The organism is Daeguia caeni, assembly GCF_042653845.1.
Lineage (GTDB): Bacteria > Pseudomonadota > Alphaproteobacteria > Rhizobiales > Rhizobiaceae > Brucella > Brucella caeni.
The window spans coordinates 33,308-57,534 of record NZ_JBHSEL010000044.1; the positions used below are offsets into that span (position 1 = coordinate 33,308).

The window sequence follows — 24,227 nt, forward strand, 5'->3', positions numbered from 1 at the left end:
ATATGTTTATATTCACCCTGCAATTCTTCCTACCGCGAATTCTACAACAGTTTCCTGAACGACCACATAAATTAAGTTGATTTTTATTTCTCAACAATAATAGCCTCTTGTAATTTCATAAAATTTGATATGAATTATGGGAAGTTATTTTAGAATACGGGAAATAACACTGTGTAAGAGAGGTGGGGGGGCACCTTGGGGTAAGTGTAGTCCGACAGGACGACACCATCTAATACATCATTGCGCGGATGTCGCTGCGTGTTTCGAGGCAATCTGCAACCTGCCAGTCGTGCTTGCACGACTGAAGAAAACTGCTCACAGAAAGCTCGGATTTCTGGACATCTCGCGCCTTTGTGTACTGGTTTTCCTGCATGACTGCGGCAAGCTGCATCCCGGTTTCCAGGCCAAAGGTTGGCCTGCTGATATCTGGCGACAGGCTTGCGTTGGGCATCTTGCGGCCGGTGCCGCCATCTTCTGGGGCCATTATGAAACCGAGAAACTCGCCCGCGCGCTCAACATCGAGGCCTTGGCTGCGTGGGGTGTGGACGTCAATCTGCTTTACGCCGTGCTGGCGCATCATGGCCAGCCTTTCAATCTTGATGATAGCGCCAAGAAGGGCTGGCAACCAGTCGGAGCCGCGGGTTACGACCCGTTCCTCGCCGCCGAGGAGATAGGCAGCGCCATGCGGCACTGGTTCGCGCCGGCCTTTGCAGATGGCGGCGAGCCATTGCCCACCACGCCCGAATTCCAACATCTGATCTGTGGTCTCGTCATGCTCGCCGACTGGCTGGGCTCGACGGAGGAGATCTTTTCCTATGTCCCGGACCTTGACCCCGACTACTGGTCCAAGGCGCAGGCCAAGGCCCGGGAAGCGGTTGCGCGCATCGGACTCGATACGGAACGGCTGCGCGCATTCCTGGAGGGACGAGCCGATTTTGCGACCCTGACCGGCGGCTATGCACCACGCCCCGCACAGGCTGCGGTAGGAAACGTTCCTCTCGACGAACAGCTCATCATCCTCGAAGCGGAAACCGGTTCCGGCAAGACCGAGGCGGCGTTGTGGCACTTCGCCCGACTGTTCGAGGCGGGCCGCGTCGACAGCCTCTATTTTGCCCTGCCCACACGTGCCGCGGCCAAGCAGATCCACGGGCGTGTTCACCAGGCCATGCAGCGCCTGTTTGGCGAGGCGGCACCGGAGCCGATCTTGGCCGTGCCGGGCTATTTCCGGGCGGGCGAGCATGAGGGGCAGGCCTTGCCCGGCTGGAAAGTGCGCTGGGACGACGATGGCGGCGAGGAGGAGCGCCGCCTGCTTGGTCGCTGGGCGGCGGAAAATACGAAACGCTATCTGGCGGCGATGGTGGCTGTGGGCACCGTGGATCAGGCCATGCTGGCGGCGCTCCAAGTCAAGCACGCGCATCTGCGCTCGGCTGCGCTGGCACGCTCGCTTCTGGTGGTTGACGAGATCCATGCATCCGACCGCTACATGAGCGAGATCCAGACACATCTGCTCAAGACACATCTTTGCCGCGGCGGTCATGCGATGCTGATGTCGGCAACACTCGGCTCCGTGGCGCGGGTGAAGTGGTTGACGCAACAGCGGCGCGCCAATGAGCCTCCGTTCGATGTTGCGGTCAATACGCCCTACCCTGCCGTCTGGGGCAGGCTTCGCCAAGAGCCGGAGGCCCCTTCTCCCGACACCAGGGGAAAGCGCGTGGCTATGAGCCTTGCCTCGTCCTGGACAGCCGAAGAAGCAGCCCAGCGTGCTATTGAGGCGGCCGCCGCCGGGGCGAAGGTGCTCGTCATCCGCAACACCGTGTCGGCTGCGGTCGACACGTTCCGCGCAGTGGAGGCAGCTAGCGGTCATGATCTGCTCTGGAGAGTAAATGACAAACCGGCACTGCACCACTCCCGGTTTGCGGTGGAGGACCGTGAACTACTCGACAGGGCCGTGGAAAGAGCGCTGTCACCGAAGACCGACGAGCGGACAAACAGCGGATTAATCATCATCGGCACCCAGACGCTGGAGCAGAGCCTCGATATTGACGCGGACATGCTCATCACCGATCTCTGCCCGGCAGACGTTCTCTTGCAGCGGATCGGCCGCCTGCACCGTCATGCGCTTCCACGGCCCGAAGGATTTGAAGTGCCACGGTGCATCGTTCTCGCGCCTGAAAACGGGCTCGATGCTTTCACCGCGCCAAAGTTCGAGAACGGGCTTGGCATGTTCAAGGATGGCGGAGGCGTCTACGAAAATCTTCACGCCTGCGAGCTCACGCGGCGGCTCGTCATCGACCATCGCGAGTGGGTCATCCCGCAAATGAACCGCCTCTTGGTGGAGAGTGCCACACATCCGGAGAAGATCGAGGCGCTGAACAAAGAACTGGGTTCGGCTTGGGAAAAATACTGGAACCGCATTTATGGAGCCAGCATCGCAGAAGCGGGCAGCGCGCGGAATGCCCTCCTGCGCACCGAAGAAGATTTCATCGATCTGGGCGGAATGCCACGACTATTTCTCAACGAGGAGAAGGCACAGATGGTCCGCACACGCCTAGGCGCTGAAGGCGCACGAATCCGGTTCGCGGATGGCATGGTTGGGCCGTTCGGACAAGCCATCAGCGGAATCACGCTTCCCGCGCACTGGTCAAAATATCTCGTGCCACCGGACGAGCCGATCGTGCCTGAAATCAAGGATGGGAAGCTCTGCTTCACCATTGGGGAAACGCGGTTTTCCTACGGCCGCGAGGGACTGGAAAGGGTGAAACCATGAAGGGAAAGATGTTCAATCTCCTCACCGACGCATTTATCACCGCCCTCCCCCTCGGCGCACTGACATTGCCGGGAACCCTCGCCGCACTCGCTCGCGACGAGGTGGATGATTTTCCCGCACTGCGCGCCCACCAGGGCATGTTCTGGCACATGTTTCTTGTCCAGCTTGCCGCACTGGCCCTCCACAGAGCTGACGAAACGGAAATCCCGCAGGACGAGGAGACCTGGCGCAGATTGCTGCGCGGGCTGACGAAGGATTTTCCGGACGACGAGCCATGGTGCCTCGTGGTCGACGACTGGTCGAAGCCTGCCTTCATGCAGGCGGCGGTGCCGGATGAGGTCAAACTGGAAAAGCTGGCTCCTTCGCCGGACGCCCTCGACCTGCTCATTACCGCGAAGAATCACGACATCAAACAGGCCGTCGCGCGCAGGGCAGAGCCGGAGGACTGGCTGTTTGCACTTGTCACCCTTCAGACGGGCGAAGGCTATAACGGCCGCGACAATTACGGGATCGCCCGCATGAACGGCGGATCATCTTCGCGCCCGATGCTGGGACTGGCGCCATTGTCAAGTCGGACGCCGATGAACATGGCCCCGCGACCTGGCGCCTGGTTCAGTCGTGACGTCGCTGTGCTTCTGACCACCCGGCAAAGGGTGCTGGACAAGTCGGTAATCGATTATCCGCCCGTGGGCGGCGTCGGCCTGACCTGGCTTGCCCCCTGGCCCGAAGGAGCGCAACTCCGTACGCGGGATCTGGATGTCTGGTTCATAGAGGTGTGCCGCCGCGTGCGCCTGTCAATACGCGAGCATGGTCTTTTCGGCTCCACAGGAACTTCCAAGGCCACGCGAATCGATGCCAAGCATCTGAACGGCGCACTTGATGATCCCTGGGCTCCTGTTTTGAGGCCAGAGAACAAGAGCTTGACGCTGAACAGCGGCGATTTCGATTATCGAAGGCTCACCGAGCTGCTTTTTTCGGGCGACTGGGACAGGCCGGTCCTGGCGGAGCTGGCCGATATAGACCGGCAAGGCGAGACTTTGGCCGTGGTTGCCGCTGCACTTTCGCGAGGCAACAGCAAAACAGAAGGGTTCAAGTCTCGCGTTGTGCCCCTTTCCGGCAAGGTCGCCCAGGCTCTCGGGGCAAGACGACCCGAGTTGCACCAGCTTGCGCGGTCTCAGGTGGAAAGCATCGTGACGTTCGACAAGGCCTTGCGCGATGCCCTTGTGCTGGCGGCAGCGGGCGGTGAACGGGAGGAGCAGGAGGAGAAAAAGAAGAAGAAGGAAAAACTTTATAAATATGCCGAGCTCGCCCGCGGACATCTCGACCGCTACGCGGACGAGATCTTCTTCGAACATCTCTGGAGACGCTTCGAGGCGCAGGAAGCCGGACCGGAGGCCTTGCAAGCCGAAGAAAAGGCTTTCGCGGGAAAGCTTTGGAACCGCACGACGATGATCTTCGAACAAGCCCTGCCCGCCCTGCCCTGTGCCTCGTTGTTCCGTCCACGCGCCGAGGCGCGGGCAAGGTCATTGCTCCGCTTCCTGGTGAAGAAACGCTACCCAGAACTTTTTCCAATGCAGCAGCGAATGGAGACCATGACAGATGCCGCCTGAGGAGAACAGACAGACACCCGGCGATAGGGTGTTCCAGCTTGCCCAGAGCATGGTGAAACTCGACCCCGGCCAGCTTGCCAGGCTCCGCCGCATGGATCCAGAGGGACCCGGCGAAGGCGATTTCTGGCGGCTGGCCGTGCAGCATGATCTGCGCACGGACAGCAAGAGCCTGCTGTTCGTGCGCATTCTTGCCCTGCTCACGCCCAAAGGCGATCCGGACGGGCACAAGATGCTGCACGACAGGAGCAAGCCGCTCGGTGCGGCCCTTTTCGAAGCAGGTTATCCCGAAACGCGCCTGCTCAATTTTCTGGCGCTCCCTCATGCAAAACGTGGAGAGGCGCTGGAGCGCATGGCACGCTGGCTCGCAGCCAAAGGCCACAACGGCGTGAACTGCACCGACATCGCCCGTTTGCTCTTTTCGGACGATGTTTCGCACAGCCGCCGCCTGGCCGAGACCTACTACCGCGCCAAGGACAAGGCGCAATCGCAGACGGATTCAAACGAGGACAAAGCCGCATGACTACCCCGCGTTTCCTTCAGATCCATACCCTTCATTCCTATACCGCTGCGCTGCTGAACCGGGACGACAGCGGTCAGGCCAAGCGACTCGTTTACGGCGGCACCAGCCGGACGCGCATTTCCTCGCAATGCCTCAAGAGGCACTGGCGGACTGCGGAAAACGATCCGCATGCGCTGCAGCGGCTAGCGGGCTATGTCGACTCTTTCCGGTCCCGGGAACTGGTGACGGAGAAGGTGATCGCTCCTCTGAAGGGGCGTTACTCCGATGAGGTAGTGGCTGCGCTTGAGCCGGCATTCCAGAAGCTCGTGTACGGAGACAAGGCCGACAAGGGCAAGAAGAGCCGCCAGACCCTTCTTCTCGGTCAGCCCGAACTCGACTGGCTGGCTGCCCGTGCCGAGGAAATCGCCAGTAGCGCAAGCGACGCGAAAGCAGCAGGGAAAGCCGTTGCCGACTGGATCAAGGACAAGAATTTCAAGGCAATGGCAGAAAACACGGCCCTACCCGGCGGCCTTACCGCAGCACTATTCGGGCGCATGGTGACCTCCGACCCCGCGGCCAATATCGAGGCCCCGGTGCACGTAGCGCATGCCTTTACCGTGCATGCAACGGAAGCCGAGGATGACTACTTTACTGCCGTCGATGATCTGAAAAAAGACGATGACGACAGCGGGGCGGATACAATCCAGGAAACCGAAATCACCTGCGGCCTGTTCTATGGCTATGCAGTCATCGACCTGCCTGGGCTGATCGCCAATCTCGGCGGCGACCAGGATCTCGCCTCCCGGGTAACCTACAATCTCCTTCATCTCATTGCCGAAGTGTCGCCCGGGGCCAAGCTCGGCTCCACCGCGCCCTATGGCCGCGCTGACCTGATGCTGGTCGAAGCAGGCGACCGGCAGCCGCGTTCGCTGGCCACCAGCTACCGCAAGGCGATCCCCCATGACCTCAGCAAGGCCATCGAGGCACTGGACAAGCGCCTGAAGGAATTCGACGAGGCCTATGCCACCGGCGAGGAGCGCCGCCAGATGTGCGTGGAAGGCCAGATCGACGGCATCGAGAAGGGCTCGCTCGCCGCGCTGGCCGAATGGGCCGCAGGGAAGGTGAAGGAAGCCGCAAATGCCTGAGGAATACCGCTGGCTGGTCCTGCATCTCGAAGCGCCGCTGCTTTCGTTCGGTGGTGTGCGTATCGACCACATTGGCGTGACGCGGGATTTCCCGTGCCTGTCGATGATGACCGGGCTTCTCGCCAACGCGCTGGGCTACCGCCGTACGGAATGGGAGAAACATCAACAGCTGCAGGATCGGCTCATCTTTGCGGCGCGGCGCGATCGCGAAAACCCGGCGGGGCTGCTGACAGATATCCAGAACGCCTGGCTCAGCGGTGAAAAAGGCTGGACGACATGGGGTGAGCACGAAGAAGGTGGCGGGGCCAACGCCAATGCGCCGCACCGCCGCCTGCGCGACTATCATATGGACCAGCATGTCGTGGTGGTGCTGCGGCTGCGGGATGACGGCACGCCCGCTCTCGACACGCTTGCCGAAGCGCTGGCGAGACCCGCACGCCCGCTGTTCATCGGCCGCAAGCCCTGCCTGCCGGCAGGGCCGCTTGTGCGCGAGGCGCCCTTCGTCCTTGCGGCAACCGCCTATGACGCCCTGAGCAAGATCAGCGATGAAACCGGCGACGGCGAGGCGCGCGCTCTGGCCGCTGGGCGAAGGACCAGACACCGGAAAACCGGTGGACCGCATCATCGACATTCCCGATATCCGGAACTGGAGAACCGGACTGCATGGCGGTGCACGCAAGGTCGTCGAAGGCCGGATCGTGCCGGAAAGGCAGGCGGCATGACAGCATTTCACATGATCAGCCTCCCGGTCGATCTGCGCGAACTGCGCCGTCTCATGGCCGTCAACGGACTTGGTGCAGACGAAGGACGGGCGCTGCACCACTTTCTCTGCGAAGCATTCGGGAAGAGCGCGGTACAGCCCTTCCGCCTCATGCCAGGACGCAACAGCTCCCGGTATGCGACACTCTATGGTTACACGGAGCAGCCGGAAGCAGGGCTGCGGAAGGCACTCGCCGAAACCGCACCACCGGAAAGCGGACTGGTGTTCGACCTCGGCCATCTTGCCGTGAAGGCGATGCCAGAAAGCTGGAGCATTGGACGCAGGCTGGCCTTCGACGTCCGCGTGCGTCCGGTGCGCCGGCTCCGCAACCCAGTCGGCACCTTCACCCGCAAGGGCGCGGAAGTGGATGCCTGGCTGCTCGAAGCGCTGCACAGGTTTCCCGACCGTCCGCCGGAGGACGTGGGCGAACGGGTTCGCCGCGACGAGGTCTATGCCCGGTGGCTCGCCGAACGCTTGGACGGCGCGGCAAGAATCGAGACCGTCCGCATGACGCGCCTCGAACAGACCGTCGCGCTGCGCAAAGGCTCTGCTTCGCGCGGGCCAGACGTGACCCTGCAGGGCGAGCTGACGGTCACGAATGGCGCAGCCTTCGCGGAGAAGCTGCATCGGGGCGTGGGCAGGCACACGGCATATGGCTATGGCATGCTGCTGCTTCGTCCAGCGCAAGGAGGGTAACAGGAATGCTGTTGGGGCGCCTGGGCCTGGAGAAGGCCCGAATTCCGCACAGCGACCGCCATGGTCTGATCTGGCTGGAACGCGGGCGTCTCGAGGTTGAAGACGGATGCCTGCGCTTCGTCACGGCCGGAGGTGGAGAACTGAAAGCGGGGGATTATCAGATCCCCCATCAGTCGATTTCCATCGTGCTGCTCGGACCAGGGTCGAGTGTCACCCATGACGCGCTGCGCCTCCTTGCTCGCCACGGGTGTGCTTTGGCAGCCATAGGCGAAGGAGCGGTCCGCTTCTACACCGCCCCTCCCCTGATGCCGGACACTTCGGCAATCGCGCGCGAGCAAGTCCGCCTCTGGGCGGATCCCGCATCACGAATGGAAGTGGCACGCGCCATGTATGCGATCCGCTTCGGCGAGATCGTGCGCACACGCAACATAGAGGTTCTGCGCGGACAGGAGGGCGCACGCATCAAGCGGAGCTATCAGCTTGCCGCAGAACGCTACCACATAGCCTGGAGGGGACGCGACTATGATCGCGACAATCCGAGCGCAGGCGACATCCCCAATCAGGCCATCAACCACGCCTCAAGTGCGATGCGAGCTGCGGCCTGCGTGGCCGTTGCCGCCGTAGGAGCAATTCCCCAGCTGGGATTCATTCACGAGGACTCAGGGCAATCCTTCGTACTCGACATCGCCGATCTTTACCGGCACGACGTGACTTTGGATATTGCCTTTGGGGCTGCTGCAGAGGCACTTCGCTCTGATGAAAGCGTGGAACGCATAGTTCGACGCCGGGCAGTCCAGATCTTCCGCCAGAGGGAGGTTATTCCAGGCATGATTGACCGAATCAAAAGCCTGATCGGACCAGATCGGGAGCCAGACTGATGCCGATGGTGGTTGTCATTACCCGCGATGTGGAATCTCGGTATCGTGGTTTTCTGGGTTCGGTCATGCTCGAGCTGTCGCCAGGTGTCTATGCACATCCGCGCATAAGCATAAGAGTGAGAGAGCAGATATGGTCTGTCCTCCGCGACTGGCACAGTCAGTTGCGCAGCGGAAGCATCATCATGACCTGGGCCGATAGCCGGGCCAATGGCGGCCTTGGACTTTTACACCTCGGTGAACCTGTGAAGGATATCGTCGTCCATGATGCCATGCTTCTCGTCAGACGAGCACTGCCCGATGAGCTTTTAAAAACAATCTGACACTTGTTTACCGCTCTTTGACATTGTGAAGAAAAACCGTAAGTTAAGCTCAAGAGGGCTCCCCCGCATACGCGGGGATAGGCCCTGAAAGTGGAGGGGGTGAAATGAGCCGGTGGGGGCTCCCCCGCATACGCGGGGATAGGCCCCGCATTTGATGGTCACCGACCCGCCGTATGGCGGCTCCCCCGCATACGCTGGGATAGGCCCTGGCGGCCAAAAGGGGACGAGGCAGGCCAAGGGGCTCCCCCGCATACGCGGGGATAGGCCCCGAATACATGCTATCCCCGGTTAAGCCGTACAGGCTCCCCCGCATACGCGGGGATAGAATTAAGCCAGACCAAGACTAGCCGGCCCGTTCCGGTTCATCCCGCTACACCGTCAATGTTTCATCATTTCAGCTGCGATTTGCGCACCACTCAGCTGTTTGGGGTAATAGGTCGGCCAGTGCTCCATCTCCTGCAGCAAGACTGCACGGTCATTGCCCCAATAGAGATGAAAATGATCCGCCCTTTCCGGCGCGATGCGGTGATCGCTGAACTGGATATAGTCCGGTGCCTCTGTGTCACCCTCTACTTTCGTGAAAACATAGCGCACACCACGATTACCCCTGGCATAGGTCAGGATTTCATGGCCGTCACTGACATAGATTGCCGAGACGGCATGATCAGGCCGCTCAAACGTCACCCTGTCGCCCTTGATGGTGATATGCTGAACATCGGTGCGGTAACCCTTTTCGTAATAGGAGCTATATTGATCCACGCTTTTGTCGCCATGAGCAGCCTTATGCGCAAAGACAGGATCAAGTGTTCCATCCTTGAGATATGGATAAACCGATTGCCATTCGCCTTCCCAGTCTGAGAGCGCTCTCGGTCTGACCTCCTGATCCTCGAAATAACCCTTGTAAACCCGGTCATCCACCGCGTGGGCATGGTCGTGCGCATGTTTATGCTCATGGGGCTGCCGGCTGTCAGCTGCACAGGCAACCGAAACATGAGCCAGAACAGCGCAAAAACCGGCAATCACCGTAAGCAGAAGATGTCTTTTCATCGTGATCTATGCCTTTCAGATAATACGATATGTAATAACATTACATTTCTTCATTAGATCAATCCGCCTGCTGGCGCAAGCTGGTGCGGAAAATTCCCAGCCGGTTGGCGGGGATGGGGATCAATATTGAGAAACCGATTGCGGATGAAAGGCGCTGAAGAGCGTGTCAGGAAGGCCTGGGGCACGGCATGCGCGCCATGACGGATGCGCGAAACCGTCATCCTGCCAAGCAGATGCAATGTCTGCCAAAGCTGGCACAGGCTCGTTCATGACGAACGAATAATTAGGAGGGAAATGGTGCTGCGGGAAAAGAGGCGAACAGGCCTTCCGCATGGGTCAGGATAGTGGCCCGCACGCGTATAATTCAAATGCTGATTCTTTTTTAAACCCGGTGGACTGCTGCATTGCTGCGCCTGCCGGCAACAACCGCCGACTTTCAGACAAAGGGTTTAAGGAAGCATCCAATGATATCAAGGGATTGAATGGTGCTGCGAGAGAGGATTGAACTCTCGACCTCACCCTTACCAAGGGTGTGCTCTACCACTGAGCTACCGCAGCACTTGCTTGAACGCGCGGACTTCTGCCACATCATGGCAGAAATCGCAAGCGGCCAAATGAAAAACTTTTCACTTAATGTGGAAATCCTCCAAAACTGGCGCAAACCCCCGCTTTTCCCGCACAAATTACCCGTGTAAAATGGCGTCCATGAACGACATGGACACGAAACTGGAAAAATTGAGTCAAGCTGAAAGACAAAAAAAGCGCCTGGCAGAGCAGTTGCGTGCGAATCTCGCGCGCCGAAAAGCGCAATTGCGTGCACGCCGCGCTGGTGCGGCGGATGAACGAGACAATGGCATTGCCGCAGCCAGATCGACCAACCTGACAGGCGAAGCAGGCAGCTGAGAATTGACCATCCGCAAGAGGCCGCCTTATTGCATTCCATTTCATGGACGGCGGAAGAACAACAACCAGCAAGGGCTTCCTTGAAGATCGCCGGTCTCTGCGATATGAGAACGGTCATATCTTCGTAGCGATGCATTTTACGTGCTCATGGCGTTGACACAGGAACGCCCCCAGCGCAGGGTCAAGGAAGATCGGGAACCGGTTTTCCGTCCGGAACTGCGAAAAATCATAGGGCAATTCAGAGTTTCCGTGAAAATCTGGATTGCTCTGGACATTCGACTTATCACATACGCCCTCGCGCTAATAGCAGTGTGACATGGCGCAACCGGCAACCGGGAGACATTCCGGCCCAGAAGGTGACAAAGCATGGATCGCATTAAGATCATCGGCGGCAACAAGCTGAACGGCGTCATTCCAATTTCGGGCGCAAAAAATGCTGCCCTCCCCCTCATGATCGCCTCGCTTTTGACCGATGATACGCTGACGCTGGAAAACGTGCCGCATCTGGCCGATGTTGAACAGCTGATCCGTATCCTCAGCAATCATGGCGTCGATTATTCGGTCAATGGCCGCCGCGGCCATCAGGATGGCAGCTATGCCCGCACCATCCATTTCACCGCGCGCACGATCGTTGATACGACCGCCCCTTATGAGCTGGTATCGAAGATGCGCGCCAGTTTCTGGGTCATCGGCCCGCTGCTTGCCCGCATGGGCGAGGCCAATGTGTCGCTGCCGGGCGGCTGTGCCATCGGCACACGTCCGGTTGACCTGCTTCTGGAAAGCCTGCAGGCGCTGGGGGCGGAAATCGAGATTGAAAACGGCTATGTCAAGGCGCGCGCCAGAAATGGCCTCGTCGGCACGCAGTACGGTTTCCCGAAAGTATCGGTTGGCGCCACCCATGTCATGATGATGGCAGCCGTGCTCGCCAAGGGTGACACCATCATCGAAAATGCAGCACGCGAGCCGGAAGTCGTCAATCTGGCCGAGTGCCTGAATGCCATGGGCGCAAAGATTAGCGGTGCAGGCACATCGACCATCCATATTCAGGGTGTTACCAGCCTGTCCGGCGCGCGCGTGCGCGTCATTCCCGATCGCATCGAAGCCGGCACCTATGCCATGGCCGTCGCCATGACGGGCGGCGATGTTCTGCTGGAAGGCGCACAGGAAAGCCAGCTTTCCGCAGCCCTCGACACGTTGCGTATGACCGGCGCCGAAATCACCCAGACCAATTCAGGCCTGCGTGTCGTGCGCAATGGCGGCGGCATCCAGCCGGTTGACGTGACGACCGATCCCTTCCCGGGCTTTCCGACCGACCTGCAGGCGCAGTTCATGGGCCTGATGACCAAGGCCAAGGGAACATCGCGCATTACCGAGACGATTTTTGAAAACCGCTTCATGCATGTGCAGGAACTGGCACGTCTTGGCGCAAAAATCTCGCTCTCCGGACAGACAGCGACGGTTGAAGGTGTGGAAAGGCTGAAAGGCGCGCCGGTAATGGCGACAGATCTGCGCGCTTCCGTGTCACTGGTCATTGCCGGGCTTGCCGCAGAAGGCGAAACCATCGTCAACCGTGTCTATCACCTTGATCGCGGCTTTGAGCGGCTGGAAGAAAAACTGTCGCGTTGCGGCGCAGATATTGAACGTCTGCATGGCTGATCACACATCTTGCGACATGCCGCCTATCCGGGCGGCATTGCACGATCATGGGGCATGGATGTTTCATCAACAGGGGGACTTCGCCAACGAGCTGAAATGCCTGTCGATTTTTTCTGCCTGACATGCCAGATTATTGAAAATCAGCTGAGCAGGTGGCATTTCCAGAACAACAGCATTGTTGGCCAGAATCGGGTGCATCGAGATGGAGCTATTAAAGCTTGTAGCCTTGGACGAGGAGGATTTGCAGGTCCTGTCCGCTCATCTTCAGGATGCCGTTCTGAAAGTTTCGGATTGCACTTTTTTCGCCCGTGAAAAACGCTTCGTGCTGGCAGCGAACCGCTTTGTCTGGGAAGAGGCAAAACGCCGTCTTTTCCGCAAGCCGACCTATCAGCGTCGCCGCACGGCCCTGCATTTCAACCGGGTTACCGGGGTAAAGACCCATGGCATTGATCAGAACAAGCCGGATGATGTGCTTTCGCTTCTTGCCATACGATTCATTGCCGGTGACAGCCCAAGCGGCACAATTGAACTGACTTTTTCTGCAAATGCCGCTATCCGGCTTTCTGTGGAATGCATAGAAGCGCAAATGACCGATCTCGGTTCGGCATGGGAAACCACCTCGCTGCCCCGACATGATGTCGTGTGAGCGATGCTGAACCGGCCCCATTTGCCCTTCATCCATGTGCAATGATGCGAGTTTAAAGGAATTCAGTCGTGGTAACGACGATCAGACAGACCGATCCCGATTTCGAACAGAAGTTTGCCAGCTTTCTTGCCAGCAAACGCGAAGTATCCGAGGATGTTGACCGCGCCGTGCGCGAAATCGTGGATCGTGTGCGCCGTGAAGGCGACAGCGCGCTGATCGATTATTCCCGCCGTTTTGACCGCATTGATCTGGAAAAAACCGGCATTGCCATTACGCAGGCGGAAATCGACAAGGCCTTCAATGAAGCACCGCAGTCGATCATCGATGCGCTGACCATTGCGCGCGACCGCATTGAAAAGCACCATGCACGGCAATTGCCACAGGATGACCGCTATACGGATGCGCTCGGCGTTGAACTTGGCTCGCGCTGGACGGCGATTGAAGCCGTCGGCCTTTATGTTCCAGGCGGCACGGCAAGCTATCCAAGCTCGGTTCTGATGAATGCCATGCCAGCAAAAGTTGCCGGCGTCGAACGCATTGTCATGGTCGTGCCCTCGCCGGATGGCAAGCTCAACCCACTGGTACTGGTCGCAGCCAAGCTTGCCGGAGTGACAGAAATCTACCGCGTCGGCGGCGCGCAGGCCATTGCCGCCCTTGCCTACGGCACCGAAACGATTCGCCCGGTCTCCAAAATCGTCGGCCCCGGCAATGCCTATGTGGCCGCGGCAAAGCGCATTGTCTTCGGCACGGTCGGCATCGACATGATCGCCGGCCCGTCGGAAGTGCTGGTCATTGCCGACAAGAACAACAATCCGGACTGGCTGGCTGCCGATCTTCTGGCGCAGGCCGAACATGATGTCGCCGCACAGTCGATCCTGATGACGGATGACGAAGATTTCGCCAGGTCGGTTGAGGAAGCCGTTGAACGCCAGCTTCGCACCCTGCCGCGCGCGGAAACCGCAGCCGCGAGCTGGCGCGATTTTGGCGCCATCATTCTGGTGAAGGATTTTGATTCGGCCATTCCGCTGGCCAATCGCATTGCAGCCGAGCATCTTGAAATCGCAACCAGCGATCCGGAGGCGCTACTGCCCAAAATCCGCAATGCCGGCTCCATATTCATTGGCGCCCACACGCCGGAAGTGATCGGCGATTATGTCGGCGGTTGCAATCACGTTCTGCCGACGGCACGTTCTGCGCGTTTCTCGTCCGGCCTCAATGTGCTTGATTATATGAAGCGCACCTCGCTTCTGAAGCTCGGTCCCGACCAGCTGCGCGTACTGGGGCCAACGGCCATAGAACTGGCGCGCGCCGAAGGTCTGGACGCACATGCGCAATCTGTCGCCATTCGTCTGAATCTCTGAGGCACCATGACCGCAGGCGTTCCAAATGCCCGTCTTGTCGATGTCGAGCTTGATGAATCCATCGGACGCTCGACCCCGGATGTCGAGCATGAGCGTGCGGTCGCCATCTTCGACCTGATCGAAGAAAACACCTTCCATCCGGTTGGCGACGAAATCGGCGGCCCCTACAAGCTGAAACTGTCACTGATCGAATCGCGGCTGATTTTCCACATTACCCGCGAGAATGGCGATGAAGTCGCCACGCATATCCTGTCGCTGACACCATTGCGTCGTGTCGTGCGCGACTATTTCATGATCTGCGAAAGCTATTATCAGGCCATTCGTTCCGCCTCGCCGAGCAAGATCGAGGCCATTGATATGGGCCGGCGCGGCCTGCACAATGAAGGCTCACAAACCCTGCAGGCGCGGCTGAAAGGCAAGATCGAAGTCGATTTCGACACGGCGCGGCGCCTGTTCACCCTGGTCTGTGTGTTGCATTGGCGGGGCTGATGCCGATGGTGGCGGATGACGTTACGATGCGGGCGGAAGCAGACAAGACCGAGAAAAATCGGGACAAGCCGCATCCAACGTCCATCCTGTTTGTCTGCGGCAAGAATTCAATCCGTTCTCCCATGGCAGAGATGCTGGCGCGCAAACTGCTGCCGGCCAATGTCTATATCGCTTCGGCCGGCGTGAAACGCGGCGAGCGCGATCCATTTGTTGATTCGGTGTTGCAGGAAGAAGGCCTGTCGCTCAATGACCGCCAGCCGCGCGACCTGGAAGAAATGACCGACGGTTTTTTCGACCTGATTGTCACACTGACGCCACTTGCGCATCATACAGTGCTGGAACGCATGCGCGGCTTTTCGGTTGATGTCGAATATTGGCCAACACCCGACCCGACATTGGTGACAGGTAGCCGTGAGCAAATCCTGTCTGCCTATCGTGATGTAAGGGATCGTCTGAAGCGGCGAATCACCGAACGATTGGGCCGATAGAAGGATCTTCCAATTCGGTTGTTCACAAATGGCGCCTAATCATATAGGTTCCGCCCAAATTTACGGTTGTGACCGCATTCAGGCGGTCATCCATACAGAAAGAAACAGGTATCGCATGGCGAAAGAAGAAGTCCTAGAATTTCCGGGTGTTGTCACCGAACTGCTGCCAAACGCAATGTTCCGTGTAAAGCTCGAAAACGATCACGAAATCATTGCCCATACGGCTGGCCGTATGCGCAAGAACCGTATCCGCGTTCTGGCTGGCGACAAGGTTCTGGTTGAAATGACCCCATACGATCTGACCAAGGGTCGTATCACCTATCGCTTCAAGTAACGCACCGGAAAAGCCCTTGTCGATGAACGCGCAACTCAAGTTGGTTCTGGCCTCTGGCTCTCCCCGCAGGATCGAGCTTCTGGCGCAGGCGGGCATCGAACCGGACCATATCCACCCTGCCGATATTGACGAAGAACCACAGCGTGCGGAACATCCGCGCCTGCTGGCGCGGCGTCTGGCACGGGAAAAGGCGCAGGCTGCCAAAAGCCAGCTGAAGGATGATCCCAATTACAAGGGGGCTTACGTGCTTGCCGCCGATACGGTGGTGGCGGTTGGCCGCCGGATCCTGCCCAAGGCCGAGATGATCGACGAGGCACGTGAATGCTTGCGTCTTCTGTCTGGCCGCACGCACAAGGTCTTTACCGGCGTATGCCTCATCATGCCCAATGGCAATCTGCGCCAGACGCTTGTGGAAACACGTCTGCGCCTTGAACGCCTGTCGCGGCTGCAGATGGATGCCTATCTTGCCTCTGGCGAATGGCGCGGCAAGGCAGGCGGCTATGCCATTCAGGGTCTGGCCGGCAGCTTTGTCGTCAAGCTGGTTGGCTCCTATACCAATGTGGTTGGCCTGCCCTTGCAGGAAACGATGAGCCTTCTGGCAAATGCTGGCTATCCGGTCTATCAGAACTGGTCGAGTGGCAAGGTCTGAGGCAGCAATGAGCGGCAAGAAGGAACAGGACCTGAAAGAACAAGGTCCGACAAAAGCGGACAATATCACGCCCTTGCGTCCGACTCGCCCCTGCCCTGAATGTGGCAAGCCGTCGACACGCGAATCTTATCCGTTCTGTTCGCACCGCTGCAAGAGCATTGACCTCCATCGCTGGCTGTCCGGGGCCTATGTAATCCCCGGAAAACCATTGGGGGAAGAGGACGAGGAAGATGGCTGAGGCTTTTTGGCTGCAATTTTCCTCAAGAAAATCAGTAAATTGACAAGACTGTTAGAAAAGCTTGCAAAAATTGCATCAGGGTGCTGGACAGCGCGAATTTTAATGCTATAACCCACCCACTTTCCGATGGGAGCCAACACCATCGATGGCACGGCGAAAGCATGCCAATGGATGCCCAGATAGCTCAGTTGGTAGAGCAGCGGACTGAAAATCCGCGTGTCGGTGGTTCGAATCCGCCTCTGGGCACCATCCCCATTTCCCAATCATATAATTTGAAACTGGATGTGCAGCGTGCAGCTGATTTCTGCTATTTCTCGCGCGTGCAGTTTCCCATTTCAGCAAGAATGCTTTAGCTATCACCAAACCGTTTCAACAGTTTCAGGAAAAGCCCATGCAGTGGACATTGTTTGGCATTCTGTCAGGTGCATGTATTGCAATACAGGCCCCAATCAACGCGGCGCTTGCCCGTGCCTTAGGCTCGCCCATTACCGCAGCAGCAATCTCGTTCCTGTCAGGGGCGGTAATCCTGATCATCATTGCTGCAATCTCCGCCAAGGTGACCGGCACAATGCCCGCCTTCCATGTCCCCCCGGCCTGGTTCTTCATCGCGGGCGGCGCTCTGGGCTGTGCCTATGTCACCACATCCATCCTGCTTACGCCCAGAATCGGCGCTGCGGCCGTCATGGGACTTGCCGTTGCCGGTCAGCTTCTCGCAGGGCTTCTGATCGACCGGATTGGTTTCATGGGCGTAGTGGTACGTGAAATTACCGCCGGGCGCGCTGTGGGCGCCATGCTGCTTGTCATTGGCGCATTGATGATTCGCTTCCTGTAACAGGCACCCTTCGGCTGCTTGCCCCCCCCAAAAACAAAACCCGCTGAAAGTCAGCGGGTTTGTAAGCGCTCTGAAGTTGTGAGGGCTTATCTGTCAGATCGACAGTTCGACTTCATGGCTTGCCGTTTCAAGCAGCGTCCAGACATGATCGCCGAAGGAGTTCCACACCTCGATGCGATAATGTTCGGATGCGTATTTCAACAGGATGATCTGAACGCGGTCGAAAATCGTGCGGGCGGCACCGGGAGCTGCCATTTCCTCCAGATTGACCGGCAGGGCCGCATTCAGAAGCCATGCCGCCTCACGCCCCTTCAATTCGATGCCGGTCTCGCGGTGGCTGATATCAACCAGACTGTGCGGCTCTGCTGCATAGAGCTTTTCCGAGGCTGCAATCAGGGCTGACGCCTTGTCCTCGTCAGCCAGAATGTACCATTCGTCCGGGCCGATGCAGGCTGCCGTAAAGCCATTCTTTTCGGCCATGAGGCCGATCTTCGCAGGCAGGGCAAGGCCGAGTGCATTTTCCGCCATCTCGCGCTTTTCAGGAGCAAAACGCAGGTTGAAGCGCGCGCAATCTGCCGCAGGCTGCACATCAAGCCGGCCATCAATGGCAATCCTGCGATGCGCATAAGGGTTGGTTTGTTCAAGCATGTTACAATCCTTATCCGTTCAGCTTCCTGCCTTCCGGGTCATAGAAGACCAGCCCGGTGATTTCTGCCGCATGCACGCTGCCGTCCGGCATGGGCATATAGACGGTTTCGCCCATACGGTTTCTGCCGCCGGAAATCAGCGCCATGGCGAAGGAACGGCCCAGTGTTTCGCTCCAGTAAGAGGATGTGACATGACCGATCATGGTCATGGGCACAGGCTGTTTCGGGTCGGCAACGATCTGCGCGCCTTCTTCCAGCACAAGTTTCGGATTCTTTGGTAACAGACCAACCAGATGCTTGCGGTCTGCCTTCAGCATATCCGGACGCGACAGCGAACGTTTGCCGACAAAATCGCGCTTCTGCTTGCCAATGGCCCAGTTGAGCCCTGCATCATCCGGCGTCACCGTGCCATCCGTATCCTGACCGACGATGATATAGCCCTTTTCCGCACGCAGCACATGCATGGTTTCGGTGCCATAAGGCGTGATGCCATATTTCTGGCCAGCCTCATAAAGCGCCTTCCACAGCGCCAGACCATAGCGGGCAGGCACGTTGATTTCAAAGCCCAGCTCACCGGTGAAGCTCATGCGGAACAGACGCGCCGGAACACCGAGGAATTTGCACTCAGCCACCGACATGTGCGGGAAGGCTTCGTCAGAAATATCCAGCCCTTCCACCATCGGCTCAATCAGCCTGCGGGCATTCGGCCCGTTCAGCGCCACAACTGCCCATTGCTCGGTGGTGGAGGTCAGCGACACTTTCAGATCCGGCCATTCGGTCTGAAGATAATCCTCCATCATGTTCAGAACACGCGGGGCGCCGCCGGTCGTGGTGGTGACATGGAAACGGTCCTGCGACAGGCGACCGACAACGCCATCATCACGGATGAAACCATCTTCGCCGAGCAGCAGGCCATAACGGCAGCGTCCGACGCCAAGCTTTGTCCACGGATTGGTATACATGCGGTTCATGAATTCCGCCGCATCCGGTCCGACCACCTCGATCTTTCCGAGCGTGGATGCATCGAACATGCCGAGGCTGGTGCGAACCGCCTTGCATTCACGCGCCACAGCCTGATGCATGTCCTCGCCAGGCTTCGGGAAATAGCGGGCGCGCCGCCACAGCGAAACCGGCTCGAAGACTGCGCCATGTTCCTCCGCCCACGGATCGATCGGCGTCTTACGCAGGATATCGAACAGCCGTCCACGATTATAACCGCAGAATGCGCCAAAGGTGGTTGGCGTATAGGGCGGACGGAAAGTGGTAAGGCCCACTTTCGGCGCCGGACGGCTCAGTGCATCGGAAGCAACCGTCAGGGCATTGATGTTCGAGGTCTTGCCCTGATCGGTCGCCATGCCATTGGTGGTATAACGCTTGATATGTTCGATCGAGTGGAAGCCTTCGCGCACGGCAAGGCGAATATCCTTGGCCGTCACGTCATTCTGGAAATCGATGAAGGCCTTGGCCGTGGCCGGATCGCGATCCGTCGGCAATTCACGACAATTGACCCCGGTGCAGATGAAATCACCGGCAACGGCATAGTCACTGGCAGTCGCCTTGTAGCCGGCATCGCCGGCAGCATCGGCACCCGCCTGCGCTCCCTCGTTCAAGGCGGATTTCAGATCGAAATTGCCATTGCCCGCACCGGCACAACGGCATTCCTCTGTGCGCTCGCCCGGAAGATAGATCTGGCGTTCCTCATCCCAGACCAGTTGTCCTTTCGTATGCGAGAACAGGTGAACACTTGGCGTCCAGCCGCCCGACATCAGCACGACATCGCAGGCAATCTTGCGCGGTGCGCCAACTGCGCCATTGCGGACCGGATTGGCGCGCACGGACGAGACACGGTGGCGTCCCGACGTATTGCTCACCGTCCAGCCGGGCAGCACTTCAATGCCGAGCTGCTTGGCGCGGCTTACCAGACTGTCGGCCACATTTTCGCGCACATCGATGATTGCGGCAATCTTCACGCCAGCGCCCGCCAGATCAAAGGCGGCAAGCCAGGCCGAATCATGTGAAGTGACGACCACGGCCTTGTTGCCGACCTTGACACCATAGCGGTTGAGATAGGTGCGGGCAGCCCCTGCCAGCATGACGCCCGGACGATCATTGCCGGCGAAAACCAGCGGCTTTTCAATCGAGCCTTGTGCAAGGACAACCTGTTTTGCCCGCACGCGCCACATGCGTTCGCGCGGTGCATTGACGGCAGGCTTGGCCAGATGGTCGGTCAGGCGCTGGCAAAGTCCCAGCATGTTCTGGTGATAATAGCCGATCGCCGTGGTGCGCGGCAGAAGCCTCACATTCGGCATGGCCTGCAGGGCGGCCAGGATGCTGCTCAGCCAATCCCAGCTTGCGAGGCCATTGATGACGGCTTCCGGCTCGCTCAGGAGCGAGCCGCCCATTTCCGCCTGTTCATCGCAGAGAATAACATTTGCGCCGCTTTTTGCCGCCTCATAGGCTGCGGCCAGACCGGCAGGGCCTGCGCCGACCACCAGCACATCGCAGAAGGCATAGCGGCTGGCATAGCTGTCCGGATCTGGCTCTTGTGGCGACTTGCCAAGGCCTGCCGCACCACGAATGAACGGCTCATAGAGCTTGTTCCAGAAGCTCTTCGGCCACATGAAAGTCTTGTAATAGAAGCCTGCCGGGAGGAACCTGTAGAAGAGGTCATTGATCGCGCCGACATCATGGCGCAGCGTTGGCCAGTGGTTCTGGCTTTCTGCTTTCAGACCGTCATAAAGCTCCAGCACCGTGGCGCGCGTATTGGGCTCATAGCGGCCAGCGCCACGATCAACGCCTACCAGCGCATTGGGCTCTTCCGAACCGGCAGACAGAATGCCGCGCGGGCGGTGATACTTGAAGGAACGGCCGACAAGATGTTCGCCATTGGCAAGCAGGGCAGAAGCGAGCGTGTCGCCCTGAACCCCCGAGAAAATCATGCCGTTGAAGGTGAACTGAACCGGCTTGGCCGCATTGACACGGCCTTTGTCTTGCAAACGCATATTGGGCATTATTTCGTCTCCGCAGCCGGGCTATCGGCCAGCACGGGGCGGGGCTGGCCCGCCTTATAGGTCATGGCAAATTTGTCGCTTACCGTATCGCGCACCGCATTGAAGAAGCGGCCGCAGCCATGGATATGGCGCCAGCGCTCAAAATGGGTTCCGCGCGGATTGGAGCGGGTGAAGAGGAAATCGCGCCATTCCTCGTCGCTCAGGGCCGAAGGATCGGCAGGACGGGCAATATGCGCTTCGCCGGCATAGGCAAATTCCAGTTCCGGGCGTTCCATTTCGCAATAAGGGCAACGGATAAGAAGCATTTTGATCCCCGATTCTAGTGCGCCACGGCAGCAGCGGCGGCCTCATCGATCAGGCGGCCTGTGGTGAAGCGTTCCAGAGTGAATGGCGCATTGATCCAGTGCGGCTCGTCGCGCGCGATCGTATACGCAAAGAGATGGGCCGAACCCGGTGTTGCCTTGAAGCCGCCCGTGCCCCAGCCGCAATTGACATAAAGACCCGGCACCGGCGTCTTGCCGAGAATGGGCGAGCGGTCGGGCGTGACATCAACAATACCGCCCCATTTGCGCAGCATGCGCATGCGCGTGAAAATCGGGAAGATTTCGCAGATCGCGGCAAGCGTATGTTCGATCAATGGCAGGCCACCGCGCTGGCTGTAAGACGTATATTGGTCGGTGCCCGAGCCAATGACCAGCTCACCCTTGTCCGACTGGCTGATATAGGCATGCACCGTGTTGGACATGGCCACACATGGGAAGATCGGCTTGACTGGCTCGGAGACCAACGCCTGCAACGGGAAGCTTTCCAGTGGCAGACGCACGCCAGCCGTATCCATGACAACCGAGGTGCTGCCAGCAACCGATACCGCAACCTTCTTGGCCTTGATGAAGCCGCGTGCCGTTTCAACGCCTGCAACACGGCCCGTCGCATCACGACGGATCGCAATGACCGGACAGTTCTGGATGATATCAACGCCACGGCGCGCCGCACCGCGCGCATAGCCCCAGGCCACGGCATCGTGGCGGGCAACGCCACCGCGCCGCTGCAAGGTGGCCCCCACCACCGGATAGCGCGCATTGGGCGAGATGTTGAGCGGCGGACAATATTTCTTGGCCTCTTCTGCCGTCAGCCATTCATTGTCGATACCGTTCAGGCGATTGGCATGAATATGGCGCTTGAAGCTCTGCTCATCATGCACCGTATGCGCCAGCATCATCACGCCGCGCTGCGAGAACATCACATTGTAATTGAGATCCTGGCTCAGGCCTTCCCACAATTTCAAGGCGTGATCATAAAGATGCGCGCTCTCGTCATAGAGATAGTTGGAACGGATGATGGTGGTGTTGCGCCCCGTATTGCCACCACCAAGCCAGCCCTTTTCAATCACCGCGACATTGGTGATGCCATGCTCTTTTGCCAGATAATAGGCAGCACCCAGACCATGACCACCAGCGCCCACGATGATGACATCATATTCGGCTTTCGGCTCGGCATTTGGCCATTGCGGATCCCAGTTCTTGTTACCGGAAAGCGCGTTTTTGATAATAGAAGCGACAGAAAAACGGGACATGACAACCACCAGTTCCACATCCGCACAGCCGGAACGATCATGCGGAATCCTCAGGCCAAGTTGTATTGCTTTACATCCCGTCCCGACAGCAGGCTTGCGTCACAACATGCACAAAATGCGACACTGTCACCATTTTGCGACAACCCATAAACCGTTCAAATTGCTTATATTTCAGGCTGATACAGAAAGACCGTTGCTCAAATTTACGTCAACAGTGCAAAAAATTAGTCAGTATTATTGACGTAATCGCTTTTTCTTTTATTGCTTAAACTGCTATTCAAACATTCAAACAATTCCTCCTGCATAAAATTTTCGCAAGAAAGGTAAAATCGTGTCGCATGCGAATCTGCTGGAAAGCGCCCTTGTCCGTCTGGATGAGGCCGCCGGTCACATCAACATTGACCCGGACGTCATCGAAAAACTGAAATACGCCCGTGAGACGATGAAGGTTCGTCTCATGATCCGTATGGATGACGGCTCACGAAAATCTTTTCTGGCGTGGCGCTGCCGCTATGACGACACACGCGGCCCAACCAAGGGCGGCATTCGCTACCATCCCGACGCAACGGCAGAAGAAGTTGAAACGCTGGCGTTCTGGATGACCTTCAAGTGCGCGGTCATGAACCTGCCCTATGGCGGCGGCAAGGGTGCCATTCAGGTTGATCCGCGCCAGCTTTCCAAGGCTGAGCTGGAACGTTTGTCACGCGCCTATATTCAGGCCTTTTCCGGCATTATCGGCCCGGACCGCGACATTCCGGCGCCGGACGTCTACACCAATGCCATGATCATGGGCTGGATGGCAGACGAATATTCGCAGATCGTCGGCCAGTCCTCGCCTGCCGTCATCACCGGCAAGCCGCTTGCCCTTGGCGGTTCGCTCGGCCGCAATGACGCAACCGCGCGCGGCGGCTTCTATCTCGTGCGTCATCTGGCCAAGGATCTCAACCTTGCACCGCAGCTGCGCGTTGCCATTCAGGGCTTTGGCAATGCCGGTCAGCACATGGCAAGCCTGATGGCAGGCGATGGCCACAAGATCATTGCCGTGTCCGACTCGGCCGGCGGTGTCTATTGCGCGGATGGTCTCGACATTGATCTGCTCATTGCCGCCAAGAACAACAATCAGTCCGTCACCTCGACCATTGGCCTGAAGGGCCATGAAATGCTGCGCGGCGATGATCTGGTTGCGGTCGATTGCGACGTGCTGGTTCCAAGTGCCATGGAAAACATGATCCATGCCGGCAATGCCGCTTCGATCAAGGCCAAGCTGATCGTCGAACTCGCCAATGGCCCGGTTACCACCGAAGCGGACAAGATTCTGGCTGACAAGGGCGTCACCATCCTGCCCGACATCCTGGCTAATGCCGGCGGCGTGACGGTGTCCTATTTCGAATGGGTGCAGAACCGTCAGGGCTATTACTGGACGCTGGAAGAAATTCACGAGCGCCTCAAGGCGATCATGGAACGCGAAGGCCGGGCAATCTGGAACCACGCCAGGGAACATAATGTAACGGTTCGCACCGCTGCTTATGTTCATGCGCTGCTGCGCCTTGCACAGGCCATCGAAGCCCACGGCACACAGAGCGATTTCATCGCCTGAAGCCTGCGCTGGCCATTGCCGGCCTTGCGCCGCCCTGTTTGCCGCCCGCCGGAACATTCCGGCGGGCTTTTTCTTGCAATG

At 58.5% G+C, this 24,227-nt stretch carries 24 protein-coding genes and 2 tRNA genes; 20 read left to right on the forward strand and 6 right to left on the reverse strand.

Going from position 1 to position 24,227, the window contains the following annotated elements:
- Nucleotides 1-136 precede the first annotated feature (136 nt).
- From cas3 to cas2e, 7 genes are read left to right on the forward strand one after another with little or no spacing between them, the layout of a single operon-like run.
- Nucleotides 137-2,767 (forward strand): CRISPR-associated helicase Cas3', encoded by a 2,631-nt coding sequence (gene cas3 / locus ACFO1V_RS05210; RefSeq protein ID WP_374830223.1) that lies wholly within the window; start codon nucleotides 137-139, stop codon nucleotides 2,765-2,767.
- Complete coding sequence (locus ACFO1V_RS05215) at nucleotides 2,764-4,377, forward strand: hypothetical protein (protein WP_374830221.1); 1,614 nt, start codon at nucleotides 2,764-2,766, stop codon at nucleotides 4,375-4,377. The genes cas3 and ACFO1V_RS05215 overlap by 4 nt, the downstream gene beginning before the upstream one ends.
- On the forward strand, nucleotides 4,367-4,897 hold the full coding sequence (locus ACFO1V_RS05220; protein ID WP_374830219.1) for a hypothetical protein: 531 nt from the start codon (nucleotides 4,367-4,369) through the stop codon (nucleotides 4,895-4,897). Before ACFO1V_RS05215 ends, ACFO1V_RS05220 begins: the two co-directional genes overlap by 11 nt.
- Nucleotides 4,894-6,021 carry a type I-E CRISPR-associated protein Cas7/Cse4/CasC gene (gene cas7e, locus ACFO1V_RS05225; protein ID WP_374830217.1) on the forward strand — a complete coding sequence of 376 codons (1,128 nt, stop codon included), beginning with the start codon at nucleotides 4,894-4,896 and terminating at the stop codon, nucleotides 6,019-6,021. The genes ACFO1V_RS05220 and cas7e overlap by 4 nt, the downstream gene beginning before the upstream one ends.
- Complete coding sequence (cas5e, locus tag ACFO1V_RS05230) at nucleotides 6,014-7,477, forward strand: type I-E CRISPR-associated protein Cas5/CasD (protein WP_374830215.1); 1,464 nt, start codon at nucleotides 6,014-6,016, stop codon at nucleotides 7,475-7,477. Before cas7e ends, cas5e begins: the two co-directional genes overlap by 8 nt.
- A gap of 5 nt (nucleotides 7,478-7,482) precedes the next feature.
- On the forward strand, nucleotides 7,483-8,355 hold the full coding sequence (gene cas1e, locus ACFO1V_RS05235; RefSeq protein WP_374830213.1) for a type I-E CRISPR-associated endonuclease Cas1e: 873 nt from the start codon (nucleotides 7,483-7,485) through the stop codon (nucleotides 8,353-8,355).
- Entirely contained in the window at nucleotides 8,355-8,675 is a 321-nt protein-coding gene (gene cas2e, locus ACFO1V_RS05240; RefSeq protein ID WP_374830211.1) for a type I-E CRISPR-associated endoribonuclease Cas2e, read from the forward strand. The genes cas1e and cas2e overlap by 1 nt, the downstream gene beginning before the upstream one ends.
- Before the next feature lie 378 nt (nucleotides 8,676-9,053).
- Here cas2e and ACFO1V_RS05245 read toward each other — a convergent pair whose 3' ends face one another.
- A complete protein-coding gene (locus tag ACFO1V_RS05245) occupies nucleotides 9,054-9,722 on the reverse strand; it encodes a metal-binding protein ZinT (protein ID WP_374830209.1) in 669 nt (222 codons plus the stop codon).
- A gap of 331 nt (nucleotides 9,723-10,053) precedes the next feature.
- On the opposite strand from ACFO1V_RS05245, the gene ACFO1V_RS05250 reads away from it, so the two are divergent.
- Nucleotides 10,054-10,227: a hypothetical protein gene (locus ACFO1V_RS05250; RefSeq protein ID WP_380075068.1), complete on the forward strand. Its 174-nt coding sequence runs from the start codon at nucleotides 10,054-10,056 to the stop codon at nucleotides 10,225-10,227.
- On the opposite strand, the gene ACFO1V_RS05255 is transcribed toward ACFO1V_RS05250, so the two are convergent.
- Nucleotides 10,206-10,280, reverse strand: a tRNA-Thr gene (locus ACFO1V_RS05255). The genes ACFO1V_RS05250 and ACFO1V_RS05255 overlap by 22 nt on opposite strands.
- A 147-nt stretch (nucleotides 10,281-10,427) precedes the next feature.
- On the opposite strand from ACFO1V_RS05255, the gene ACFO1V_RS05260 reads away from it, so the two are divergent.
- The 11 genes from ACFO1V_RS05260 (at nucleotide 10,428) to ACFO1V_RS05310 (ending at nucleotide 17,318) form a co-directional block, all read left to right on the forward strand.
- Nucleotides 10,428-10,625, forward strand: coding sequence for a hypothetical protein (locus ACFO1V_RS05260; protein ID WP_374830278.1), 198 nt, complete (start codon nucleotides 10,428-10,430; stop codon nucleotides 10,623-10,625).
- 366 nt (nucleotides 10,626-10,991) lie between these two features.
- A complete protein-coding gene (murA, locus tag ACFO1V_RS05265) occupies nucleotides 10,992-12,281 on the forward strand; it encodes a UDP-N-acetylglucosamine 1-carboxyvinyltransferase (protein ID WP_374830207.1) in 1,290 nt (429 codons plus the stop codon).
- 202 nt (nucleotides 12,282-12,483) lie between these two features.
- On the forward strand, nucleotides 12,484-12,927 hold the full coding sequence (locus ACFO1V_RS05270; protein WP_374830205.1) for a DUF2948 family protein: 444 nt from the start codon (nucleotides 12,484-12,486) through the stop codon (nucleotides 12,925-12,927).
- Between the two features lie 68 nt (nucleotides 12,928-12,995).
- Nucleotides 12,996-14,288, forward strand: coding sequence for a histidinol dehydrogenase (gene hisD, locus ACFO1V_RS05275; protein ID WP_374830203.1), 1,293 nt, complete (start codon nucleotides 12,996-12,998; stop codon nucleotides 14,286-14,288).
- Nucleotides 14,289-14,294: 6 nt separating this feature from the next.
- Entirely contained in the window at nucleotides 14,295-14,777 is a 483-nt protein-coding gene (locus tag ACFO1V_RS05280) for a UPF0262 family protein (RefSeq protein WP_374830201.1), read from the forward strand.
- 26 nt (nucleotides 14,778-14,803) lie between these two features.
- Nucleotides 14,804-15,265 (forward strand): arsenate-mycothiol transferase ArsC, encoded by a 462-nt coding sequence (locus ACFO1V_RS05285; protein ID WP_374830276.1) that lies wholly within the window; start codon nucleotides 14,804-14,806, stop codon nucleotides 15,263-15,265.
- A 115-nt stretch (nucleotides 15,266-15,380) separates the two neighbouring features.
- Nucleotides 15,381-15,599 (forward strand): translation initiation factor IF-1, encoded by a 219-nt coding sequence (infA, locus tag ACFO1V_RS05290; protein ID WP_184221405.1) that lies wholly within the window; start codon nucleotides 15,381-15,383, stop codon nucleotides 15,597-15,599.
- A gap of 22 nt (nucleotides 15,600-15,621) precedes the next feature.
- A complete protein-coding gene (locus tag ACFO1V_RS05295; RefSeq protein ID WP_374830199.1) occupies nucleotides 15,622-16,248 on the forward strand; it encodes a Maf-like protein in 627 nt (208 codons plus the stop codon).
- Nucleotides 16,249-16,255: 7 nt separating this feature from the next.
- On the forward strand, nucleotides 16,256-16,486 hold the full coding sequence (gene yacG / locus ACFO1V_RS05300; RefSeq protein ID WP_374830197.1) for a DNA gyrase inhibitor YacG: 231 nt from the start codon (nucleotides 16,256-16,258) through the stop codon (nucleotides 16,484-16,486).
- Nucleotides 16,487-16,659: 173 nt separating this feature from the next.
- Nucleotides 16,660-16,735 (forward strand) — tRNA-Phe (locus tag ACFO1V_RS05305).
- A 142-nt stretch (nucleotides 16,736-16,877) separates the two neighbouring features.
- On the forward strand, nucleotides 16,878-17,318 hold the full coding sequence (locus ACFO1V_RS05310) for a DMT family transporter (RefSeq protein WP_374830195.1): 441 nt from the start codon (nucleotides 16,878-16,880) through the stop codon (nucleotides 17,316-17,318).
- A 93-nt stretch (nucleotides 17,319-17,411) separates the two neighbouring features.
- Here the strand turns inward: ACFO1V_RS05310 and ACFO1V_RS05315 are convergent, their stop codons facing one another.
- From ACFO1V_RS05315 to ACFO1V_RS05330, 4 genes are read right to left on the reverse strand one after another with little or no spacing between them, the layout of a single operon-like run.
- Entirely contained in the window at nucleotides 17,412-17,966 is a 555-nt protein-coding gene (locus tag ACFO1V_RS05315; RefSeq protein WP_374830193.1) for a sarcosine oxidase subunit gamma, read from the reverse strand.
- A gap of 10 nt (nucleotides 17,967-17,976) precedes the next feature.
- Nucleotides 17,977-20,976, reverse strand: a complete 3,000-nt coding sequence (locus ACFO1V_RS05320) for a sarcosine oxidase subunit alpha (RefSeq protein ID WP_374830191.1) — start codon at nucleotides 20,974-20,976, stop codon at nucleotides 17,977-17,979.
- The gene (locus ACFO1V_RS05325; protein WP_374830189.1) at nucleotides 20,976-21,281 is read right to left on the reverse strand and encodes a sarcosine oxidase subunit delta; all 306 of its coding nucleotides are present in this window, start codon (nucleotides 21,279-21,281) and stop codon (nucleotides 20,976-20,978) included. Before ACFO1V_RS05325 ends, ACFO1V_RS05320 begins: the two co-directional genes overlap by 1 nt.
- Before the next feature lie 14 nt (nucleotides 21,282-21,295).
- The gene (locus tag ACFO1V_RS05330; protein WP_374830187.1) at nucleotides 21,296-22,549 is read right to left on the reverse strand and encodes a sarcosine oxidase subunit beta family protein; all 1,254 of its coding nucleotides are present in this window, start codon (nucleotides 22,547-22,549) and stop codon (nucleotides 21,296-21,298) included.
- Between the two features lie 331 nt (nucleotides 22,550-22,880).
- Here ACFO1V_RS05330 and ACFO1V_RS05335 point away from each other — a divergent pair, with 331 nt between their 5' ends.
- Nucleotides 22,881-24,146: a Glu/Leu/Phe/Val family dehydrogenase gene (locus ACFO1V_RS05335; protein ID WP_374830185.1), complete on the forward strand. Its 1,266-nt coding sequence runs from the start codon at nucleotides 22,881-22,883 to the stop codon at nucleotides 24,144-24,146.
- Nucleotides 24,147-24,227: the final 81 nt, after the last annotated feature.